Here is a 20,424-nt window from a genome sequence, read left to right as displayed (position 1 = left end):
TTACAGGCAGTCGAACTGTGTGCGGCGATCAAAGGCCACAGAAACCATGTCGTAGCCGGAGTCGGAAAGCGTCCGGATCAGTTCGCGGTCTTTGAGTAAGGCCATACAGACCTTGTGCACGCTGGCCTGGAGTTGCTCCGATGCGGGGTGACTGGCTGCAAGACGGAAATCGACAATGAGGTACTTGCGGTCAATGGCTGAAGAAGCCGGGATATCTTCCCGCTCAACGCTTTCATAGCCGATGTAGGTTGCGTGATCCCGGGGAAACACCTGGCTCATTACAACATCCAGATTCTCCGCCTGGGCGACTGGTGTTCCCAGCAGTGTTGCCAGGGCTGCAGCGTGAATCAGATTCTGGATGTTCATGGTTTCGGCTTCCTGTGCGGTTTCCGGATCAGAGTGTAACAGAATGTAATGGTTGGTTACGGTTGATTATTGCAAAGACTGTCGTTTATTGCGCGGGGTCTGGCGTGTTTTTTTCAATTGTTTGCAGTTTGCAGGTATTGCCCGGGGAGTTACGGGCTTGAGGGCCTCCCCCGTGGCCGATGTATCAACTATCATGAAATGAAAAACCGAAGGCAGGAGGGTTGCCCCATGTTCCAACTCGTATTCAAGGGTGAGTGTACCCCCGGCACCGATACGGCAACGGCCCGGCGCAATGCCCGGGCGTTGTTCAAGGCCAGCGTTGAGCAGATAGAGCGCATGTTCAGTGGCAGCCCGGTTGTTATCCGCAACAAGCTGGATGAGGAACAGGCGGAAAAGTATCGTGCCGTGCTGAACAAACATGGCATGGTGGCCTACGTTCAGCCAATGCCTGGTAGCCAGGAAAAACCGGCGCCAGCTCCCGCTACGCCTGAAGCCGCGAGGCCGGCGCCCCGCCCGGCCAGCCCGCAACCCGGCAAGCGTGCGCCGGAGGTTGAACCGGGTGATCGTTTGCCGGTAGCAGGCGACAAGGTGGACGATATCCTCGCAGGTTCAGCACTCGGGCTCGACCCGGTTGGTGTCACTCTGGTGCAGCCGAAAGAGGCCGAGCCTCCCATGTTTCAGCACCTGGAGGACTGGACCCTTGCCCCGGTCGGCAGTGATATAGGCACAGAGAGGGATTTGCCGCCACCGGTGGTGCCGGATGTCTCACACCTGTCGCTGGTTGACGACAAGCAGGACAATAAGTGAAAACAGGGTTAACGGGGCCCGCCGGATTTTAATGCGATCGCCAGCGTTGTCCCTTAATTTTCTCGTTTTCGCTCTGTTCATATCGCTTCCGGCGCTAGCCAGTGATGCTGCGACCGAACGGCCCCTGGTTGGCCTTGTGCTCAGTGGCGGCGGGGCAAAAGGCATGGCCCACGTGGGTGTACTTCGGGTACTGGAAGAAATGAGGATCCCGGTGGACGTGGTGGTTGGTACCAGCGCCGGTTCCGCAGTGGGCGCGCTCTATGCTTCCGGCATGTCGGTGGCCGAAATTGAACAGCGCTTTATCGATATGGACTGGTTGTCCAGCTTCCGGGATGACCCGGGCCGTGTATACAAGCCCGTCCGCCGTAAGGAGACAGAATGGCGATTTCCCGTTACGCCGGGCCTTGGCGTCAGCCTTGAAGGCCTGCATCTTGGTGCGGGTATTATTGCCGGCCAGAATCTCGGGTTTATCCTCAACGAACTGACTCACAGTGTGGCTCTGGTTGAAGATTTTGACCGTCTGCCCATTCCCTTCCGCGCCGTTGCCACAGACCTGGAAACCGGTGATCAGGTGGTGATTGGTCACGGCAACCTTGCCACGGCCGTGCGCGCCAGTATGAGTATCCCGGGCGTTTACGCTCCGACAAGGCTTGATGGCCGCTTGCTGGTTGATGGTGGTATTGCGAATAATCTGCCGGTCAGTGTCGCCCGGGAGATGGGCGCCGACATCATTATTGCGGTGGATATCACGGACACGCTGATGGGGCCTGATGATCTGCGGGAAGCGTTTTCCGTTTTCGGCCAGCTGACTACCATCATGACCCGTCGCAATACCGACCAGCAGCTGGACCTGCTGGGTAACCAGGATGTGCTTATCCGGCCGGACCTGGAAGGCCATGGCGCCGCAGACTTCTACAATGCACCCGTGCTGTTTGAACTCGGGGCCAGCGCAGCCCGGAAACATGCAGTAGAACTGAACCAGCTTGCCGTGCCCAATGAAGCCTGGCAGGCCTACAGGTCACGCCTGGCCTCCGCCAGCCAAAGTGCGGGTGTGATCACAGCAATTGAAATTGAGCAGGATCGCCGTCTGGACAGGGATTTCCTGCGTGAGCGGATACGGCAAAAAATCGGTGAGCCGTTGAATGTTGAAATGCTGGAAGCCGACCTGAAGCGGATATACGGACTGGGCTATTACGAAATCGTATCTTACTCACAGTCGTCATCACCGGATGGAATACGCCTCATAATCAAGGTGCAGGAAAAAAGCTGGGGCCCCAATTATCTGTCGTTTGGCCTGAATTATGAGGATAATTTTGACGGCGATACCCGCTTCAATCTTGCGTCGTCTCTGCGTGTGACCGAGTTGAACAGGCTTGGAGGCGAATGGCAGACAGGCATGCAGCTGGGTACAGAGCCGAGCATTCGAACCCAATGGTACCAACCCCTGGATTATGGCTATGAGCGATTTCTGGTAGCCGGGGCCGAGTATTCCCGGGATGCGGTCAGTGTATATGACGCCAGCGGCCAGCGCATTGCCGAGCTGGATGTAACCTTCCGGCAGGCAGATCTGGGCCTGGGTATGGAGCTTGGCGGCAATGCCGAGGTTCGATTAACCTACGCCCGCGGTTACGCTACGGTCGACAAACAGGTAGGGGCGCCGGTGGCGCCAGAAGGGGCTGTCCACCAGGGTAACGTCAGCCTGCAACTGGTGCACGATTCCCTGGACGATGCCTTTTTTCCGCGAGAGGGCGCTTTTGCGGGAATCCGGGGCCGGGTGGAGCGTGAAGGTCTCGGTTCCGAACGGCATTTCGACTCAGTAACCGGTATGGCCCTGGGAACAGATACCTGGAAAGGTTTCAATCTCACCGGCCTGCTTTATGCACATACGGTGACCCGGGGAAACCCGGGCATTGAAAATGCTGTACGGCTCGGAGGTTTCCGGCGTCTGTCGGCCTATGCACCGGGCCAGATTACGGGCGACAGTGCCGCGATGGTATCGGTATACGCCAGCCAGGCCTTTGGCGGACCCATTACGCCCTGGTTTGCGGGGTTGGGTCTGGAAACCGGAAATGCCTGGCCCTCCCTCAGCGACGCCGGATGGAACAGCGCGCTCAAATCCTGGAGTATTTTTGCCGGCGTGGATACATTCCTGGGGCCGGTACAGATAGCCACCGCCTACAACAACCAGGATAACTGGGCCGCCTACCTGAATATTGGGTTCTCGTTCACCCAGCTGTTTTATTAGGGCTTCCTGTAGCTATCGCCTCACACACCTGCTGGCACTGCTGCAGGGCGTAGCGGTGAAGAATGGTCGCCAGCCTCTCGTCATCCCTGTCCCGTATTGCACTGATGGATTCGCGCATGTGAACGAGGTTATCTTCCAGTACGCGGTTGCCGCCACGCTTGAAGGCAACAAAGGCGCAGCGCCTGGCCGAAGGCCACAGATCATCAATGGCTGCGACAATAAAATAATTATCTGCGTAGGCAAGGGAAGCCTTGGTGTATTCCACGCCAAGATCCAGGAACGCCATCAGGTTGTTGTTGTGGAAATGATCTTCCATCTGCTGATAAAGCTGTTCCAGCCGTTGCAGATCTGCCGGCTGCCACTGCAGCGCGAGTTTGCGGCCCGTGTGTGTCAGGTACAGTTGCAGTATTTCGTACAGGCTGCGCACAAAATAATCGTCGAGGGCCGTGACAAAGGCGCCTTTACGGGGAACATTGGTGACCAGGTGACGCTTTTCAAGGAGTAAAAGGCCCTCCCGCATGGAGCCGTGACTGACCTCCATCTGCTTGGCCATGGCGGCTTCGTAAATGCGCTCCCCGGACTCAAGCTGGCCGAATACAATCATGTTCTCGAGATGGCGGGCGACCTGCTCGGTCAGTGTCGCTTTGGGTTTGAAGGCCTTCATGGATGGTTTTGTCGGGCTCGCAGGGTTAGTTAAATGAGAGAGGAATAGTCGCATATTCACCGGCTGCAGAGCCAGCGCCGCGGGCTGTCTACAATAAGGGTGCCAGCAGGCGCACTGCCCGGCAGGTCAGCCGGAACACAATGGAGCGACCCTGGTAGTCCTGCTCCGTCATTCTGCGGCAATGGGCGAGGTCTTCCCGGAGCATGGCGTCCACTTCGGAAACAAAACGTTCTGACGTGTTGATCGCGGTAATCTCGAAGTTCAGGCGCATGGAGCGGTTATCCAGATTCGCAGTACCCACTGCGGCGTAATGATTGTCTACCAGGACAACCTTCTGGTGCATAAACCCGGGCTGGTAACGATAAATGCCGATCCCCGCATGGCTGGCTTGAATGAGGTAGGAGTACGCCGCAAGCCGCACAAGCCGGCTGTCGGATTTTTCCGGGATGATGATTCGCACATCCACCCCGCGGAGCGAAGCCAACTGCAGCGCATTCACAATCTGCACGTCCGGAACAAAATACGGCGAAGCAATCCAGAGCCGGGTTCGCGCGTTATTGATACAGTTCAGGAAAAACAGCGTGCAGGTTTCCCAGGTGTCGGCGGGGCCGGTGGGGAGCACCAGAACCCGCTCATCACCCGGTAGCCGGTGTTCCGGGGACCAGTCCAGAACGGGGAATTCGTTGCTGGCCCAGTTCCAGTTTTCCAGCCAGGCCAGTTGCAGCCCGGTCACGGCCGGACCCTCTATCCGGCAATGGGTATCCCGCCAGGGCTCCTGGTCCATTGCGGTGCCCAGGTACTCATCGCCCAGGTTGATGCCTCCAACGAATCCGATTTTGCCATCGCAGACCAGCAGTTTCCGGTGGTTGCGGAAATTTATCTGGAACCGGAGGCGGCGGATGTCGCCATCCCCAAAAGAGGCAACCCGGGCGCCGGCTTTTTCCAGCTCCCTGAGGTAAATGCGGGACAGCCCGAAACTGCCGATATCATCGTACAGAAACCATACCTGCACGCCTTCGGACAGCTTGTGCTCAAGAATGCTTTTGATGCGTTGGCCAATTTTGTCTGAACGTACAATGTAGAATTCAAGAAGGATATAGGACGTTGCCTGCTCCATGGCCTTGATCAGGGCTTCAAAGGTTGCCTCCCCGTCGCGCAGCAATGTACACCGGTTGCCTTCAGTGAAGGGTTGACGCCCGAGCTTGCAAAGAACCTGGAGCTGATTATCCAGCTGTTGCTGATCCGGCAAGGAGAGGGATGTGGACTTGCGCTCAAAACGGTTAAGCAGGGCGGTGAGAGTCTTGTCTCCCATGCGCCGGGCTTTGACATAACCCCCGAAGCGGGAACGGCCGAACACAAGGAACAGGGGTACAGCAAGGTAGGGCAGGCCGAGCAGGCTGATAATCCAGGCGATGGCCCCTTGCGTCGTGCGGTAAGTCAGCAATATGCGGTAAATGCAGGCAGCCGAGCCCAGGTACAGCAGGCCGAGGGCGATGGCCAGTAGTGAGGTGTCAGGCATTATTTATCCGTTTCCCGGGTTAGGTGCTGTGCACGGTATTGGGCCGGAGCCATGCCGGTCCAGCGCTTGAAAGCCCGGCTGAAGGCACTCAGTTCAGAGAAGCCCAGCAGAAAGGCTATTTCCCCCAGGGCATAGTGATCCGAAGCCACATAACGCAAGGCTTTATCCTTGCGTACCTGTTCCACAAGTTCATGGAAACCCAGGCCTTCTTTTTTCAGTCTCCGGTACAGCGTCTGGCGGCTCATGTGGCACTGCTTTGCCAGAGTATCGGCGTCTATCCTGTCGGTCGACATCTGACGCGATATCAACCTGCGGATTTTGCGGCTGAACGATCGCCGCGTCTGCAGGCGTGCCAACAGCCCGTTGACCTGCCGCAGGACTGCTGAATAGACATAGGGGTTACGGTTTGGAATCGGGTGGTCAAGGTGGCGGCTGTTGAACGCGAGCCGTGTTGTCGAGGCACCAAAGGTCACGGGGCCACCCACCAGTTTTTCGTACTGATCGGCGTATTGCGGGCGTGGATGCGCAATTTCCGCCCACTCGGCCTGTAATCCGGGGTGAATAAAGTGCCGGGTTCTGCTCAACGCAGCCGCGAGAGTTCGATCCATGTCCTGGCGACAGTAGTGTTCCGGCGAGTCTGCCTGCCAGCACAGAATAGCCAGATCGCCGGTTTGCTCGAAGCTCAGAATGACCGATTCGTTGATCAGCCTGTGCAGACGCACATACTGGATGACCGCCTCGCCCAGGGTATCGCAGTTAAAGAACACATGCCCCACCAGCCCCATGCGTTCCGGATCAATAACCTGCCCCGCCTTGAGACCCACTGCCGGGTCGCCGGTGACCCGTTCGGCGTAATCCCACAGCCGGTAATGTGCTTTGGCAGGCACGCGCCGGTCCGGGTCTTCAAGTGCTGCCATATCCAGGCCCGTAAGCTGCTGAACCCGCTGGTTGTCCAGAACACCACGACGGTGCAGGTAATGCACCAGCGCCAGCGTGCTGGAAGCCGCAACAAGGGGTGTCATTTCGGTACTTGCAGGTTCAGAAGTCACATTAGCCGGCTCATTAACGGGTTGTCATGGATGCTGGTACAAAATGTCAAACGATTGGGACAGTCTGTCAACGGCCCTCTCCTCTATTAACGATAGCATTTACCCATCAGGTTGAAGAAATGGAAAGGCCAAACAGGAGGTGTTTATGGAACATGAGATTTTTGTACCCCGTACCGAGCAAGAGCGCAAAAATGTCGCGGCACTTGCAGAGTATCTGAGCGATATGTATTACTGCTGAATTGAAAAGTTCACGTTTATGACTTTCAAGCCGGGCTTTGCCCGGTTTTTTTGTTTCAGGAAGTACGCTATCCGAATCCCCCTCTTGTTCAGCAGGCTGGCAGTGTTAATGTAACGGCATTTGAACATTGTCATGCCTGACGGAGACACCTTGCCTATGACTGCCATACTGAACCACAGAATTACCGGAGACGGGGAGCCCCTGATTCTGCTACACGGCCTTTTCGGCGCATCGGAAAATCTGGGTGCGGTTGCCCGGCAACTCCAGGCCGACTACCAGGTTCATGCCCTGGATCAGCGCAATCATGGCAGCTCCTTTCATAGCGATATCATGGATTATCCCACCATGGCCGGGGATGTACTGGCCTACATGGACGAACAGGGTATCGGAAAGGCCAGCCTTCTGGGACACTCAATGGGAGGCAAGGTTGCAATGCAGCTTGCCTTGCAGGCACCGGAGCGGGTTGAGAAGCTGATTGTTGCCGACATAGCGCCGGTTACCTACAAAGCACGGCATGATGCAGTGCTTGAAGGCCTGAAGCAGATTGATCTTGCCAGCGTGCGCTCGCGCCGGGATGCCGACAGGCAACTGGCGGAGTTTGTCGAGATACCCTGGGTCCGACAGTTTCTGTTGATGAACCTTGAACGGATTCCACAACAGGAACAGACCAGAGGGGGGCCAGTGTACCGTTGGCGTCTGAATCTGGAAGCCATTGATGCCTGTTACGCCAACCTTGCAGCCGCACCCGAAGGTGATGCCCCCTATCATGGCCCGGTTCTGTTCCTGAAGGGCGCTGATTCGGCTTACATTCAGGACAAGCACCAGGATGAGATACGCCGGCTGTTTCCTGAAAGCCAGCTACAGGTTATTGAAGGCACCGGCCATTGGTTGCATGCTGAAAAAACCGACGTAGTCGTGGGGTTGTGCAAGCAGTTTTTGAGTGCCCAGACGGGCGACCAGGCTGCTAAAAAACAATAAACAGGCAGGGATGAAGGGATAAGGGTTGAAGGTATGAAGTGGCTGATGGCGGTGTTGTTTGTTGTATTGCTTTTGCTGGCAGGCTTTCAGCTGATGCCGTCTCCTGTTGATGCCAAAGCCTGGCAACCGCCGGCGCCGGAAGCCATGAGCGGCTTACTGGCCCCCAACGAGCGCCTGCGCCAGGCAGAACTGCTGGCAAAAGGAAAGGTTTACGGGCCCGAAGATACTGCGATCAACTCCGAGGGTGTCATTTTTACAGGCACCCAGGACGGCTACATTGTGCGCGTATACCCTGACGGCCAGGTTGATAACTGGCTGTCCACCGGCGGACGCCCGTTGGGGATGGTGTTTGACAGGCAGGGAAACCTGATTGTAGCCGATGCCTGGAAAGGCCTGATCTCCATTACACTGGGCGGCGATATCACCGTGCTCAGCCGTGAGGCAGAAGGCACTCCGTTCCGGTTTACTGACGATGTTGATATTGCAGAAGACGGCCGGATTTATTTCACCGATGCCAGCTCCCGTTTCCAGCAGCCGGATTACCAGCTCGATCTTCTGGAAATGCGCCCCCATGGCCGGCTTATGCGTTACTCCCCCGAAACCGGCAAAACCGAGGTGTTGCTGGGTGATCTGCATTTTGCCAACGGCGTTGCGGTGGCTCCGGGCGGCGCGTATGTGCTGGTCAATGAAACCTGGAAATACCGCATTCACCGCTACTGGCTGCAGGGCCCGAAAGCCGGTCAGGCGGAGATTTTTGCGGACAACCTGCCAGGCTTTCCCGATAACCTGGCGGTGGATGAGCAAGGACGGTTCTGGGTCGCTTTCCCCACACTTCGAAACGCCTCCATTGATGCCTTGCATCCCAGGCCCTGGCTCAAGGAACTGGTCGCCAAACTACCCGAAAGCCTGCAGCCGGCCCCCCAGGAGTACGGTCTGGTTGCGGCCTTTGATGGCGATGGTAAGGTGATCACCAGCCTGCACGACACTGAAGGTAAGCATCTTCAGGAAATCACATCGGTGAATCCCCACGGTGGTTACCTGTATTTTGGTTCGCTTCACAACGACCGTATAGGACGCATGTCGCTGCAGTCCGCTCTGGACTCTGGAGGGCCGTAATGACAGAACAGAAGCCAATCCAATGGGATCTTCCTGATCCCTTCACCCTTGAAATCCTGGTGGTTGAAGAGGATACCGATGAGCTCGGGCACGCCAACAATGTGGTTTACGTGCGCTGGCTGGAAGACATCAGCTGGGCCCACGTCAAGAGCCTGGGGATGACCTGGGAGCTGCATGAAGCTACCGGCAAAGCCATGGCGATTACCCGCACGGAAATTGACTATCTTGCCGCTGCCAATCCCGGTGACCGGCTGGTTATGGGCACCTGGCTGACCGGCTTTGATGGTCGCTTCCGTTCCGCCCGACAGTTCCAGCTGGTGCGGCCGGCGGATGGCAAGACCCTGGTGCGGGCTGTATCGACCCATGCCTGTGTGGACCTGAAAACCCAGCGGCCTTCGCGGGCGCCGAAGGAGTTTGCGGATATCATGCAAGCAGCGTGTGTCGCGGGGGGGAAAGGCCTTTAGACTGCCGGAGTCACTATTGCCGGCAACTTCTGGTAACCTGAAACAGGAAATCTGACATCCCGTCCCGACCAGCCACTATCAGTAACCAATATCGATAGCCATTTTCAAAAGCCACTATCATCGCCTTTTCCGGAGATACCCATGGATACCCCCATTGATCAGCAGCCTGAAACGTCCATGAAAACGGTGGTCTACCACCAGTTTGGAGAGTCTGATGTTCTGCAGGTTGTCAGCTCGGATATTCCGTCACCACAGGATGGTGAGGTACTGATTCGTGTTCACGGCGCCGGGCTTAACCCTATTGACTGGAAAACCCGCAAGGGGTTCGGGTTTGTGGCACAGCAGATTGAAAGCTCGTTGCCCTGGACACCCGGGTACGATGTGGCCGGCGAGGTGGTTGCCATCGGGAGCGGTGTAACCACTCTGGCACCCGGAGACCGGGTTATGGGGATGGTTGGCTTCCCGCTGGGTGGCGGGGCCTACTCTGAGTATGCCCTGGCGCGGGCAGACGAACTGGCCATGGTGCCCGAGGAACTTGACCTGGTCACCGCCGGGGCCCTGCCACTGGCTGCGCTCACGGCCTGGCAGGCGCTGTTTGAAGTGGCCGAGCTTGAGCCTGGCCAGAAGATTCTGGTGCACGCGGGTGCTGGCGGTGTAGGGCATTTGGCTGTGCAGTTCGCGCTGGCCCGGGGCGCCCATGTGATTGCAACCGCCTCTTCCGGTAACCGTGATTTTCTAGCGGAGCTCGGAGTGCACGAAGTCATCGATTACCACTCCACCGATTTCGCTGATGAATGCTTCGGGCTGGATGTTGTGCTGGATCTGGTTGGCGGTGATACGGGTAAACGATCCCTGCGCACATTGGGTGATAACGGCACGCTGGTAACCATTCCCACAGTTACCGCTGATGAGGTTGTCAGTGCTGCGGAAGCCCAGGGGTTGAGAGCCCACGGCATGACTGTGCGCCCGGATGTTTTTCACCTGGATGAAATTGCCGAACTGATTGAGGACGGCGACGTGAAGGTTCACATTGAACAGGCTTTTGCGCTGGATCAGGTGGCACAAGCCCACCAGCTTCTTGAAGGTGGGCATGTGCGGGGCAAGCTGGTTCTGGACTGCAGCCAGCTGACAGACTAGTTTTTCGGAGACGAGCTTTCTGCCGGGGGCTTGCCTCCGGGGACAGAAGGCTCTTTTTCCATGGTTGAAGGCTTTTCATCCTTCGGTGACGGCTCTTCATCCTTCGCTGACGGCTCCCCACCCATAGCTGAAGGCTCTGCACCCTCCCCGTCGCTTTCCCTGGGCTTCCGTTCTTTGGGTTTCCGGGGGGGGACAAGGCTGATCAGTATCCAGTCATCATCGGGCTGCAGGTCGTCCATGCTGCGTACCGGGCTAATGCGGTCCTTGCTGTCGAATACAAACAGCACAATGGCCTTGCCCTTGTATTTCGCCAGAAAATCGTTGTAGCCATACTCTTCGCTGAGTTGGGTGGTTTTGATCGAGTAACCCTGGCTGGCCAGGCTGGCCAGTTTGGCATAGCTTACGCCGTCGAACAGACCGCGGGTCATCTGGATTTTCTCAGCTGTCTGGTGCCGTGCCTTCTGGTCCTGGTCGCCTTCCGAAAGGCTGAAAACGCTGTGGTCACCGAACCAGTCCAGAAAATGGTAAGTGGCCAGCGAGTTCATGTGCTTGTAGGGGGAGATAACCAGCAGGTTACCGATCCCTGTGAGGTCCAGATGGGTTGAGGCATGCTCGGAAATCGGGTTGCCGAAGTAAACCTTCAGGTTGTCCATTCTTGCCTGGCGCACGTTCTCCCAGTTGGTGTCGGCCAGGGCAACCGGTACCTCATGCTTCTTGAGCGCCTGTGCGATCATGCGGGCCACCGGGTTGGCACCGAGAATCAGGAAACCGTATTCGGCAGGTTCAGTGACTTTCAGCAACCGGGCTATGGGCCGCGCGGTCAGGCTTTGCAGGGTAACGGTGGCAATAATCAATACAAACACCATAGGCACCAGGGCGGCGGCGCTTTCGTAACCGAGATTCTGTAGCTGGAAAGCGAACAGCGCTGACACAGCTGCGGCTACGATGCCCCTGGGGGCAATCCAGCTCAGAAACAGTTTTTCCCGCCAGTTCAGATCGGTTCCTATGGCCGATAAGAACACGCTCAGCGGCCTGGCAACCAGCATCAGCAACGCCAGAACAATCGCCAGACCCCATCCCAGATCGGTAATTGCCGCGAACTCCACCCGCGCCGCGAGGATGATAAACAGCGCAGAAATCAGCAGAACACTCAGGGATTCCTTGAACTCAAGAATGCTGTCGACAGAGACCTGTTTCATGTTGGCCATCCAGATGCCCATAACCGTTACCGTGAGCAGACCGGACTCGTGGGCCATTTCATTGGAGAATGCATAAACGCCCAACATGAAGGTAAGAGTGGCGGCGTTGTGGAGGTATTGCGGCATCAGATGTTTGCGCAGCACCAGGCCGTTCAGGTAGCCGGCAAGAGCCCCGATGACAAACCCGATCAGCAGTGTTTTGCCGAATATATACAGGGAGTGGCCAAACACATTGCCCTGGCCCCAGGAAACAATGCCCTCGAACACCAGCACTGCCAGCAGGGCGCCCACGGGGTCGATGATGATGCCTTCCCAGCGCAGAATGTTGGCAAGTTTGGCGCTGGGGCGCACCGAGCGCAGTAGCGGTGCAATAACCGTTGGGCCGGTGACAATGGAAATGGCGCCAAAGAGCAGGGCGACGGCCCAGGAAATGTCCAGAACCCAGCGGGCGGCCAGGGTGCCGATAATTCCGGTGACAATGGAGCCAACGGGGATGAGATTGCGGGCCATTTTGCCGTGCCCGCGGATTTCGTTGAAGCGCAGGGTCAGGCTGCCTTCAAACAGGATAATGGCAACGGCAAGGGAAACCATGGGAAACAGCAGGTCGCCGAACACCTCATCCGGTTTGAGAAAACCCAGCACCGGGCCTACCAGAATGCCGCCTGCGAGCAGGAAAAGAATGGCGGGCACGCGCACGCGCCAGGCCAGCCACTGAAAAGTCAGTGAGAGAACGCCAATGCTGGCAAGAATCAGGACTGTGCTGGCTGGCATAGAGGTCTGGAATCCGTGTGGTTATTGGTTAGTGCGTTTTGCAATGCGATTTAAAAGCCGGGAGGCTGCGAACAGACCAAAACTGGCGGTCACCGGGCAGGCGGCGCCGAAGCCTGAGGCACAATCCAGCCGCGAAGGGCCAGAGGTTGCCGGCTTTTGCAGGCAAACTTCGCCATCTGCGGCAGGATACGTGAGCTGTTCCGTTGAGTATACGGCCTCAATGCCGAAGCGTCGCCTGGAATTTCTGGAGAAGCCGTATTCCCGGCGCAGAAGATTGCGAACCTTGGCCAGCAAGGGGTCCTGGGTTGTTTTGCTGAGGTCGGCCACCAGAATTTTCGTGGGGTCCATCTGGCCTCCCGCGCCCCCGGCACAGACGACGGGGATCTTCCCGCGCTGGCAATGGGCAATCAGCGCAGCTTTTGGTTTTACGCTGTCTATGGCATCCACCACTGCCGTTATATCCGGTGTGATCAGCTCGCTAACATTTTTCAGCGTGAGAAAGCCAAAGTGCACACGGATTTCGGCATGGGGGTTAATGGCTTTCAACCGCTCGGCCATGGCGTCGGTCTTGGTGCGTCCGTACTGGCCTTCCAGAGCATGAATCTGGCGGTTGGTGTTGGACACGCAGATATCATCCATGTCGATCAGGGTGATGGTACCAATGCCGCTGCGTGCCAGAGCCTCCGCCGCCCATGAACCAACGCCGCCCAGGCCGACAACCGCAATGTGGGCATCGCGGAAGGCGTGCAGGGCCTTCCGGCCGTATAGCCGTTCAATACCGCCAAAGCGGAAGGTGTAGTCTGAAGCGGGAGGAGCTGCGTTCATTAATGGCTCATGCTGGTAGTGTGATGGCAAAGTGCGGGAAATCGCAAATTGTAACGCAGGGGTGATAAAGGAGCTATGGGGAAACGGGAAAGCGAACTCTGCACAGAGTTCGCTTTTGTACAACCGTGTCCCTGGTATCCAGGAGATTACAGGCTATTAAAGACAAGTTGCTCCAGTGGCCAGTCCTGGGTGAAGCCGGAGCCGCCCAGCACCTGCTGGCCCCAGTTGGCGTTGTTGTAGCCTTCGTCGGTGAGGAAGGCTTTGACCACAGGCGTGAGCAGTTGTACCAGATCATCCGCCGATGCACGTGTGGATTTGTCAGGGTGGGCAACGGAAAGATTCAACTGGTGGCCGGTAAACAGCGCCAGCGCCCGCATACCTTCGTTAAGCACTTTCTGACGCATCAGCATGCAGCGCACTGATGGCACCGTGGGTGAGCCCCGGATACATGCCCAGCGAGAGGTTGGTGGAGCATACCATTTCATCCACTACAAATTTCAGGGTATGGGGCAGGCCTTGTCCGCCAAATTCCAGGGGCGCATCCAGGGCCGTCCAACCCCCTTCCACAAACTTTCTGTAGGCTTCCTTGAACCCCTCCGGGGTTTTTACATCGTGGGTTTCCGGGTCGTAATGGCAACCTTCACGGTCACCGTTCTGGTTGGTTGGCTGAATAACTTCAGCCGACAGTTTGCCGGCCTCGTCAATAACTGCGGAAATCAGGTCCGGCGTGGCATCCGTGTACTTCTCGAACTCGTGAAGCCGGTTGACACCCAGTACGTCAAACAGCAGAAAGCGAAGATCACTTGCTGGAGCCTGTTATTGCATGAACACTCTCAAAGCCGCCACCGTCCGAAAGAATATCAGCGGATAAACGGGTTGAGCAGCCGGGTAAAGGTGCCGGTCAGCTTAACCGGGGCGCTTAGCACAGAAAGTGTAATGCAATCCTCACATCCAACGGCGACTGGCTTGTGCTCGTCTTCTTCGGTAAGAACAACGAAATCCCACTGGTTGAATACGCCTTTCTGATCGGCAAAGGCCCCTTGCAACACAATAGTGGTTTCGGTGCCACGATGGGTGTGGGCTGGCGCTTTGCCTCCTGCTACCAGCTTCTGCAATACAACCTGCTCCTTCTGGCCAGGAAATTTCTCCGTGATATCCAGTACGCTGACATCGCCCAGTTGCCGCTTCCAGGGCAGTTTATTGATGTCCTCCCCCAACAGCTTCTGAAGAATACTGACTTTAGGTGCAGCTTTCTCTGCAGGTTGTTGAACTGAGGGCAAATCGTCGATTCGGGCGAGAATATCGTCAAAAACAGTCTCGGAAACACTGACCTTCGGTTGTTGTTCCATCATCACGGCGCCCAGGCTGTCGAGCGTATCTACCCGGCTGCGGCAATGGGAGCACTTGTCGAGGTGCAGCCTGATGCACAGCGCATGCGGCTCACTCAGGTTGCCCGCGCTGTACTCCATTAAACTCAGGCCGTCGGGATGGTGCCGTGTCATACGTTCTGGTCCTGCAAAATCACTTTCAGCTTGCTCAGTGCCAGGCGCACCCGGCTTTTTACGGTACCAAGAGGAATGTTCAGTTCATCCGCTACCATCTGGTGGGATTTTTGCTCCATATACACCTTTGCGATTACCGTAATCTGGTCTTCCGGCAAATGACTCAGGGACTCACGCACCCGGCGCTCAGACATCAGGCGGTGCAGGGAGGTTACCGGCTCATCTTCATTCTCGCCGGGAATTTGCCAGAGATCTTCTGTTTCGACCGGCATTTCTGCACTGGTGCGCCGCAGCTTGCGTAACATGTCAATCCGCTGGTTACGGGCAATGGTGAAAATCCAGGTAGAGGCTGCTGCCTTTTGCCAGTCATACAGGCTGGCGCGGCGCCAGATAGACACGAACACTTCCTGCACCAGTTCTTCCGCGTGGCTGGCCATGCCGTTTGCCATGGCGTAGTACTTCAGTTGCGGGGCGAAGTGCTCAAACAGAGAATGATAGGCTTGGCGGTCCTGGCTTTTCCCCACCTTCACCAACAATTGACTCCAGGGGTCTTTCCGGCCCTCGGCACGTGTTGGCTGCTGATCCAGTGTGGTCACCGGACGCTCCTTGACAGTCGCATGATTTATGTTCGTTACCTTGCTCATTCTATGCACTCGTCCCGGGTTTGTCAGTCTTGTTATCTACGGGCAATGTCTCAGTGCGGATCTGTCTTGTGCCAAAGAAACTATCAGTCTTCGAGGTAGGTGTAACCCTCAAGGCCGGCGCTCAGCTCTTCCAGTAGCCTGGCCTGGGTCTCTTCCGGCAAATCGCTTGCGGCAAATTTGTCGCGGTAGGTTTGCAATAGTTTTTCGGGTTCAAAGTTCACATACCTGAGCACATGGGCAACCGTATCGCCGATAATGGGTTCGCTGGTATCGAAGCCTCCGGAATCGTTCAGGCGAACATCCACCGAGTGCGTGTCACCGAACAGGTTGTGCATATCCCCCAGTATTTCCTGATAGGCACCGGTCATGAAAAAACCCATCAGCAGCGCCTCGCCGGGTTTGTCCTCCGGCAGGGGCAGCGTGGTTTCTGTGCCCTGGCCGTCCACATAGCGGTCAATGCGACCATCCGAATCGCAGGTGATATCCTGAATCACCGCGCGCCGGGTGAGCGGGCGGTTCAGGCCGCTCACCGGCATGACCGGAAATATCTGGTCTATGCCCCACACATCGGGCAGGGACTGAAATAACGAGAAGTTGACGAACAGCTTCGCAGCAAGCTTTTCGTTCAGTTCGTCAATGATTTCGCGATGGGCCCGGCTGTTTTTGTCCAACTGGCCCTGCAGCAGCCGGCAGCAGCGGATATAGAGGGTTTCTGAATCTGCACGTTCCTGCAGGGACAGCGTGCCGTGTGCAAACTGGCCGTGAACATCCGCCATGGCGTGCAATACATCGTGATAGATTTCCGCCAGTGAGCGTGGGGAGGCCGGGTCCTGCAGGCTTTCCAGATCGCGCCAGAGATCCTGCAGGGGGGAAGGTGCATCCGGCCCGGGGTTTCTGGCCTGGCGGTCCTCCGGCTCCTCACGGTCAATGACATTGGTCACCAGCACCGAATGGTGTGCGGTCAGCGCCCGGCCCGATTCGCTGATCAGGTCCGGATGGGGAAGGTCATGGCGATCACATTCTGCCTGCAGCACGTGCACCACGTTGTAGGCGTATTCATGCATACTGTAGTTCATCGAGCAGGCGCTGCGGGAACGCGTGCCCTCGTAGTCGACACCCAGGCCGCCGCCGATGTCCACGGTGTTCACCGGCGCGCCCATGTGCCTCAGCTCACTGTAGAAGCGTGCGCACTCCCGCAACCCGGTCTGGATATCGCGGATATTGGCAATCTGGGACCCCAGATGAAAGTGCAACAGCTGAAGGGTGTCCAAAGCGCCGGCCTGGCGCAGGGTAGTCACCACATCCAGAACCTGGCTGGCGGACAAACCGAACTTGGATTTCTCTCCGCCCGTGTTCTGCCAGTTGCCTTTGCCAATGGTGGCGAGGCGAACACGGACGCCGATAAGCGGGGAGACCTCCAGTTTTTTGGCTTCCTCCAGAATCAGTGGCAACTCCGATTGTTTCTCTACCACGATAAACACGCGGTGGCCCAGCTTCTGGCCGATCAGCGCCAGCCGGATGTACTCCCTGTCCTTGTAGCCGTTGCATACGATAACCGAACCGGAGTGTCTGGCCAGCGCAAGCACTGCCATCAGTTCCGGCTTGCTGCCTGCCTCCAGACCGATTTGCCCGTTGCTGGCCGCCGGCTCTGCGGCAATCAGTTCTTCAACCACCCGGCGCTGCTGGTTTACCTTGATGGGGTAGACCGCTGTGTACTGCCCTTTATAGTTTTGCTCCATGGCCACGTTGTTGAACGCGTTGCACAGCTTGTTCACCCGGTCGTGAAGGATGTCGGTAAAGCGGATCAGCACCGGCAGCTGGAGCCCTGAGTCCAGCAACGAGCGAGTGAGTTCCGGCAGGTTGATCTCCGCCTCGCTTTTGCCACGATTGGGCCGGATCACAACCTCTCCTTCCGGGTTAACACCGATATAGCCCTCGCTCCATTGGGCTATGTTGTAAACCTTGTGAGCCGGGGAGGCGCTGGTGTTGCTCATGGCTGCTGTCCTTCTGGAAAAAAACCGGGGCCGGGCAGGCCGGCGCAATGGCTGGTATTGTAGGGATTAGCCCTTGCAGCTGAAAGTACCCGTTGCTGTTGGTCATATCGTGACACGGCCAACCGGTAATAATCGGCAACAAACACTATGGCTGGCCGGCGCGCGCCCCTACAATACACGTTTTGACCATTGCACCAGGGTTTTGCAGGAGAGCACCATGACAACGCTGAATAACGATTGGTTCACCGAAGTATTCCAGGATCAGGGAACCGCCTTCTCTTTGCAGGTAAAACAGAAGCTGCACGAAGAGCAGACACCGTTTCAGAAGCTGGAAATCTACGAAACCGAAACTTTTGGCAACCTGATGGTGCTGGATGGCTGCGTTATGCTGACCACCCGGGACAATTTTCTCTACCACGAGATGATGACCCACCCGGCGCTCTTCACCCATAAAAATCCGAAAAAAGTGGTGATTGTGGGTGGTGGAGATTGCGGGACCCTGAAAGAAGTGCTGAAACACCCCGTTGTGGAAGAAGCCTGGCAGGTTGAAATCGACGAGCGTGTAACCCGCTTGTCTGAAGAATACTTCCCGGAATTGTGCGAATCCAACGACGATCCACGGGCCAATTTTTTCTTCGGCGATGGCGTACAGTGGATGCGGGAAGTAGATCCCGGCAGCATTGACGTTCTCATTATCGACAGCACCGACCCGGTGGGCCCTGCCGAAGGCCTGTTTGCTCTGGATTTCTACCGGGATGCCATGCTGGCACTGGGTGAGGGTGGCATTATTGTGCAGCAAAGTGAATCACCACTGCTGCACACCAACACCATCATAAAAGACATGCACGACGACATGCGTAAAGCCGGCTTCGACCATGTGCAAACGCTGCCGTTCCCTCAGCCTGTTTACCCCACCGGCTGGTGGAGCTGCACCATGGCCAGCAAAGACAATCCAGTGAGATATTTCCGCGAGGATGACGCAAACAACCGGCCTTTTGTAACCCGCTATTACAACAGCGGCATCCACCACGGCGCGCTGGCCATGCCCCAGTTCATGATTGATGCCCTGGAAGACGAAACGCGACCCATAGAGGGTTAATTCAAGCGTTACTCCACCACCCAGATCCGCTCGAGAGTTAGCTGGTCCGCGTCAAAATGGTACACGCTGATTCCACCGCTAGACTGATGCCCCATCGCCAGAATACCCGCTTCGGGAGAGGTGGCGATGGCGGTGTTGCGGTCGTAGTTGCTGCCGTAGGTAACCAACCTGGGTGATTCACCAAGGTCAAAGTACTTCACGGGCCAGGGACTGCCGGTTTTGAATAGGGCCGCCATATGACTGTTGTTGCCAAAGCGGAGGTAGTATTCGCTGTTGTGGATGAAGGCAACGGCGATGGTGAAAATATTTGTGCCTTTGGGAAGATCTATAAGCTCACTGTTATCATAATATTCAGAAGTTGGAAGATCGTCCGAGAGGCCTTCGATGAATAGGCCCGAGTACCCTGCGTTACGCATTCGTTTTTCGGGGTTAGATGTGTTCCAAGCAAAGCTTTTGCCGTTTTCGTCCGCGCTGACCACCCATTGCCCATCTGGGCTAATGACGGCGTGGGTTTTGGATGAATTACCGTCCAGTTTGGCGGCTGGTTGTCGGGTCTCGAGATTCCATAAAGCAACACCATACATGTGTTGGAAGTCTTCCCCCTGGTCAAGGACTTCTTGTATCGACCGGTAATAGGGCGGTTCAAATCCTTTAGGCTCTCCGCTCCCTGCAGAGACTATCCAGCGCTCAGAATCGTCCATCGAGAGGTTGAAGAGCTTGTGATAGCCAAGAAAAGCCCTGCCATCGGTTGCTTTTATAACCTCTGTAGATCCGTCCTCTGTCCTTTGAAATATGCCCCAACCAATGTCGGAATAATAATAGGTGCTGAGATCCGGTGTTATAAGGTGACCATAGGTCGGCTTGTCTAGTTCAAAAACCGTCTGGGTCACCCCGTTTGTCGATTGAGCGGTGACGACATTATCGAGATCCTGCCAGAGAAAAATATCCCGATTTTTAACGAAATAGGCACTATAGATGTTAGCGTCGCGGCTAATGATTTTCCGGCTATGTGCTTTCAAATCCCACAGAATCAACTTCTGATCCCTGTGGGCGGTGATGGCAAACGCCCCGTTTGAGGAAACAGAAGCACTCATGACCGGCCCGGGTGAGTTATAAAATGCCCACAAGCTGAATCCTGCAGCTAAAGCAACACCAAACAGAAAAAGTGCCCGTAGATTGAATTTGCTCATCAGTAACGTCCAAACATTGAATTTACTAGTAACTGGCTCTGCATGATTTCTCGCTGGTAGATTTCTTCGAACAATTCTTGGGTGGGAATCCGCATCCCGGAATGACTAAAAAGCCATGTTGATTGGTCAACCTGTTCAACCTTATCTTTTTCGATAAGACTGTTGATAAATTGATCAAAGTCGCGTGATTCACTGTCCACTACGTCCTCAAACCCCGCATACCCCAGCGCCGGTCTGGGCGACTGCCCCGGAAACCAACCATTCACCGCAAGTCTCTTCAAACGTAAAACATAATCCTTCGCCACCTGCAGGCTTACGCTGGCACGGTGATTCAACGGCGACAACAGAGTGTACTCTGGCGGCCGCTCGCCGTTACGCAGGCAATCGATACAGGGCTGCCTCAGGGCATTTGCTTCAGCAAGAATGTCTTTTTCGAGCCTGTCCCAGTTGGCTTTGACGGTTTGCTTGAGCGCCTCGGGTACATACGCCGAACGCTGGGGGTGGGCTGTTTTCCAGGCTTCGAAGGTAAGAGGCAGGTAGTCCTTGTAGAGCTTTTCAATGGGTGGTCTGAAACCATTTTTGAGAAAGTTGGGAAAACTCCACCACTTTTTACCATA

The 20,424-nt window shown here is 56.3% G+C and carries 20 protein-coding genes; 7 read left to right on the top strand and 13 right to left on the bottom strand.

The features are described 5' to 3' along the window. Positions 1-366 carry a hypothetical protein gene (locus CDH48_RS02905; protein ID WP_100687236.1) on the bottom strand — a complete coding sequence of 122 codons (366 nt, stop codon included), beginning with the start codon at positions 364-366 and terminating at the stop codon, positions 1-3. A 228-nt stretch (positions 367-594) separates the two neighbouring features. On the opposite strand from CDH48_RS02905, the gene CDH48_RS02900 reads away from it, so the two are divergent. Both CDH48_RS02900 and CDH48_RS02895 read left to right on the top strand, forming a co-directional pair. Continuing rightward, positions 595-1,173: a hypothetical protein gene (locus CDH48_RS02900; RefSeq protein ID WP_100687235.1), complete on the top strand. Its 579-nt coding sequence runs from the start codon at positions 595-597 to the stop codon at positions 1,171-1,173. A 31-nt stretch (positions 1,174-1,204) separates the two neighbouring features. Beyond that, on the top strand, positions 1,205-3,418 hold the full coding sequence (locus CDH48_RS02895; protein ID WP_100687234.1) for a patatin-like phospholipase family protein: 2,214 nt from the start codon (positions 1,205-1,207) through the stop codon (positions 3,416-3,418). Here the strand turns inward: CDH48_RS02895 and CDH48_RS02890 are convergent. The 3 genes from CDH48_RS02890 to CDH48_RS02880 all read right to left on the bottom strand — a co-directional run bounded on the left by CDH48_RS02890 (position 3,399) and on the right by CDH48_RS02880 (position 6,623). Continuing rightward, the gene (locus CDH48_RS02890) at positions 3,399-4,082 is read right to left on the bottom strand and encodes a GntR family transcriptional regulator (RefSeq protein ID WP_100687233.1); all 684 of its coding nucleotides are present in this window, start codon (positions 4,080-4,082) and stop codon (positions 3,399-3,401) included. The two genes, CDH48_RS02895 and CDH48_RS02890, sit on opposite strands and share 20 nt — an antisense overlap. An 88-nt stretch (positions 4,083-4,170) precedes the next feature. Next, positions 4,171-5,601, bottom strand: coding sequence for a cardiolipin synthase (cls, locus tag CDH48_RS02885; protein WP_100687232.1), 1,431 nt, complete (start codon positions 5,599-5,601; stop codon positions 4,171-4,173). Beyond that, entirely contained in the window at positions 5,601-6,623 is a 1,023-nt protein-coding gene (locus tag CDH48_RS02880; RefSeq protein WP_100687231.1) for an AraC family transcriptional regulator, read from the bottom strand. Before CDH48_RS02880 ends, cls begins: the two co-directional genes overlap by 1 nt. 421 nt (positions 6,624-7,044) lie before the next feature. Here CDH48_RS02880 and CDH48_RS02875 point away from each other — a divergent pair, with 421 nt between their 5' ends. The 4 genes from CDH48_RS02875 (at position 7,045) to CDH48_RS02860 (ending at position 10,583) form a co-directional block, all read left to right on the top strand. Beyond that, positions 7,045-7,866 (top strand): alpha/beta fold hydrolase, encoded by an 822-nt coding sequence (locus CDH48_RS02875; RefSeq protein ID WP_100687230.1) that lies wholly within the window; start codon positions 7,045-7,047, stop codon positions 7,864-7,866. A 33-nt stretch (positions 7,867-7,899) separates the two neighbouring features. Beyond that, a complete protein-coding gene (locus CDH48_RS02870; protein ID WP_100687229.1) occupies positions 7,900-8,982 on the top strand; it encodes an SMP-30/gluconolactonase/LRE family protein in 1,083 nt (360 codons plus the stop codon). After that, positions 8,982-9,446 (top strand): acyl-CoA thioesterase, encoded by a 465-nt coding sequence (locus CDH48_RS02865; protein WP_100687228.1) that lies wholly within the window; start codon positions 8,982-8,984, stop codon positions 9,444-9,446. Before CDH48_RS02870 ends, CDH48_RS02865 begins: the two co-directional genes overlap by 1 nt. A 141-nt stretch (positions 9,447-9,587) precedes the next feature. Further along, on the top strand, positions 9,588-10,583 hold the full coding sequence (locus CDH48_RS02860) for an NADP-dependent oxidoreductase (protein WP_100687227.1): 996 nt from the start codon (positions 9,588-9,590) through the stop codon (positions 10,581-10,583). On the opposite strand, the gene CDH48_RS02855 is transcribed toward CDH48_RS02860, so the two are convergent. The 7 genes from CDH48_RS02855 to speA form a co-directional block, all read right to left on the bottom strand. After that, positions 10,580-12,553 carry a cation:proton antiporter gene (locus CDH48_RS02855; protein ID WP_100687226.1) on the bottom strand — a complete coding sequence of 658 codons (1,974 nt, stop codon included), beginning with the start codon at positions 12,551-12,553 and terminating at the stop codon, positions 10,580-10,582. The two genes, CDH48_RS02860 and CDH48_RS02855, sit on opposite strands and share 4 nt — an antisense overlap. Positions 12,554-12,574: 21 nt before the next feature. Then, complete coding sequence (gene tcdA, locus CDH48_RS02850; RefSeq protein WP_100687225.1) at positions 12,575-13,378, bottom strand: tRNA cyclic N6-threonylcarbamoyladenosine(37) synthase TcdA; 804 nt, start codon at positions 13,376-13,378, stop codon at positions 12,575-12,577. A gap of 146 nt (positions 13,379-13,524) precedes the next feature. Beyond that, positions 13,525-13,797, bottom strand: coding sequence for an acyl-CoA dehydrogenase family protein (locus CDH48_RS19775; protein ID WP_227520915.1), 273 nt, complete (start codon positions 13,795-13,797; stop codon positions 13,525-13,527). After that, on the bottom strand, positions 13,763-13,945 hold the full coding sequence (locus CDH48_RS19770) for a hypothetical protein (protein WP_379923427.1): 183 nt from the start codon (positions 13,943-13,945) through the stop codon (positions 13,763-13,765). Before CDH48_RS19770 ends, CDH48_RS19775 begins: the two co-directional genes overlap by 35 nt. 293 nt (positions 13,946-14,238) lie before the next feature. Beyond that, positions 14,239-14,880 carry a ChrR family anti-sigma-E factor gene (locus tag CDH48_RS02840; RefSeq protein ID WP_100687224.1) on the bottom strand — a complete coding sequence of 214 codons (642 nt, stop codon included), beginning with the start codon at positions 14,878-14,880 and terminating at the stop codon, positions 14,239-14,241. Continuing rightward, entirely contained in the window at positions 14,877-15,476 is a 600-nt protein-coding gene (locus CDH48_RS02835) for a sigma-70 family RNA polymerase sigma factor (RefSeq protein WP_100687223.1), read from the bottom strand. Before CDH48_RS02835 ends, CDH48_RS02840 begins: the two co-directional genes overlap by 4 nt. Positions 15,477-15,607: 131 nt before the next feature. Beyond that, positions 15,608-17,518 (bottom strand): biosynthetic arginine decarboxylase, encoded by a 1,911-nt coding sequence (gene speA, locus CDH48_RS02830; RefSeq protein WP_100687222.1) that lies wholly within the window; start codon positions 17,516-17,518, stop codon positions 15,608-15,610. A 217-nt stretch (positions 17,519-17,735) separates the two neighbouring features. On the opposite strand from speA, the gene speE reads away from it, so the two are divergent. Beyond that, positions 17,736-18,617, top strand: a complete 882-nt coding sequence (gene speE, locus CDH48_RS02825; protein ID WP_100687221.1) for a polyamine aminopropyltransferase — start codon at positions 17,736-17,738, stop codon at positions 18,615-18,617. 8 nt (positions 18,618-18,625) lie between these two features. On the opposite strand, the gene CDH48_RS02820 is transcribed toward speE, so the two are convergent. Continuing rightward, positions 18,626-19,807 (bottom strand): WD40 repeat domain-containing protein, encoded by a 1,182-nt coding sequence (locus CDH48_RS02820; protein ID WP_100687220.1) that lies wholly within the window; start codon positions 19,805-19,807, stop codon positions 18,626-18,628. Continuing rightward, on the bottom strand, positions 19,807-20,424 hold a 618-nt coding region (locus tag CDH48_RS02815; RefSeq protein WP_157807791.1), incomplete at its 5' end, for a hypothetical protein. The genes CDH48_RS02820 and CDH48_RS02815, both read right to left, overlap by 1 nt.

Origin of the sequence: Marinobacter aromaticivorans (genome assembly GCF_002806975.1) — a bacterium.
In the GTDB taxonomy this organism is placed as follows: domain Bacteria; phylum Pseudomonadota; class Gammaproteobacteria; order Pseudomonadales; family Oleiphilaceae; genus Marinobacter; species Marinobacter aromaticivorans.
This window is presented reverse-complemented; position numbering and strand designations above follow the sequence as displayed.